At 58.2% G+C, this 1,520-nt stretch carries 1 protein-coding gene; it reads right to left on the bottom strand.

Annotated features, from left to right (window positions below):
- Nucleotides 1-335: 335 nt before the first annotated feature.
- Complete coding sequence (locus IB248_RS30840; RefSeq protein WP_192242238.1) at nt 336-1,367, bottom strand: IS110 family transposase; 1,032 nt, start codon at nt 1,365-1,367, stop codon at nt 336-338.
- Between the last annotated feature and the right edge of the window lie 153 nt (nt 1,368-1,520).

The following is a 1,520-nucleotide window of genomic DNA, read 5'->3' as shown; positions in this document are numbered from 1 at the left end:
GTTGTATAATCGCATTCCATCCGTCAAGAGGGGTTGAGCATGCGGTATCCTCACCGGGTTGAAGGAAGGCAACGCGGCGCAATCCGAATTGTCGGTTTGGCCCTCAGCGGCCATGTCCTTCAGAGCTGTCCGGTGCTGGGAGCAGGGTTGTCTTCGCGGTCGACAAATGTCGCCGCATGATGGGTATTCGCAGGTAGGATCTTCCTTATGTAAACGGCGCAATCTTTATTACGTTGCAGGGAGCGCTACGGAATGATCCAACCTACGTCCGCAGCACGGACGCTCAGTGCCTCAAATCAGGTTTGACGCGCTGAGGGAGGAAGGCTGGCTGTCGCTTAAGCGGCGGCGCCAGCCGAGGCGTTGAACACTTCTCCTGTCCTGAGCATGCTGTGCATGATAACCGCAAGCTTCCGGGCGACCGCCACCGCAGTGCGTTTGAAGCCCAACCGCTCGCGCAGCTTCAGCCCCCAGCTCCTGAGACGGCTTTCGTTGCCGGGTCTGGTTCTCGTGAGGAGGACCGTTGCCGCTTCATACAGCAGTCCCCGCAGATGGCTGTCGCCTCGTCGCGAGATGTGGCCGTCATAGTCGACCTCACCTGACTGGTAGCGCCGCGTTGTCAGCCCAAGCCAGGCACCAACTGAGCGCGACGTTTTGAAGTTTTCTGGATCTTCAATCGCGGCAACATAGGAGACGGCTGTAACGGCGCCGATGCCCGGGATCGTCATCAGGAGCTTCGTCGGCTGGCTCTGCCGTGCCACTGCGAGCAGCTGGCGATCCAGATCGGCCGCGCGCTTGCGGATGTCACGCCACGCATCAAGCAGGGGCAATATGATCGCTGCAAGGGCGTCATTCCCAGCTAATAGCTCCCTCACTTTGCCATCAAACACCCTACCCTTTCCGTTGGAAACAATGAGGCCGAATGTTTTCATCATGCCGCGGATCTGGTTGCTGAGCTGGGTCGAGATGCTCAAAAGCTGATTGCGAGCCGCCACCAGGGTGCGCGTCAGCATGCTGTCAAACGCCTTTACCCGGACCGCCTTGTAGAAGCCGGCTTCGGCCATCTGGGCCAGGCCATCCGCATCATTGGCATCGGTCTTGTTGAGCGTCTCGTGCAATATCTTTTGCGCGTGCCGCGCTTCGATGCAGATCGCGGGAACTCCTTCGGCCATCAGTGCATGATAGAACCACGTCGACAATGGCCCCGTTTCAAACACAACGCGCTTGGCGTGCGGGGCGTGCTTGCGGATCACCTGCGCCAAGAGCTTTGGATCCGAAGCACGCTTCCCTCGCCATATCCGCTTCCCATCCTCTCGGATCGAGATCGCCGTATCTTTCAATGAAACATCAAGCCCGATATACTGGTCCATGGTTGCCTCCGTTGATGTTTGGGCCCGGTTCCAATCGTGAGCCCGTATTTCCATCTTATCGGGGGCAACCAACCCAGCCAGTACCATCTAGTAAAAATGCACTGAGGAGATCGCGCCGCGATTACCCCATGTAAAAGACAGGTTCTGCCGGTT

The sequence above is a fragment of the Rhizobium sp. RHZ01 genome (assembly GCF_014851595.1).
Classification (GTDB): Bacteria; Pseudomonadota; Alphaproteobacteria; order Rhizobiales; family Rhizobiaceae; genus Rhizobium; species Rhizobium altiplani.
Note: the sequence above shows the minus strand (reverse complement) of the source record. Positions and strands in the feature narration are given on the sequence as shown.

Bases quoted from the DNA above. Each gene is read 5' to 3' on its own strand.
- IB248_RS30840 (WP_192242238.1), bottom strand. From the start codon at position 1,367: ATGGACCAGTATATCGGGCTTGATGTTTCATTGAAAGATACGGCGATC.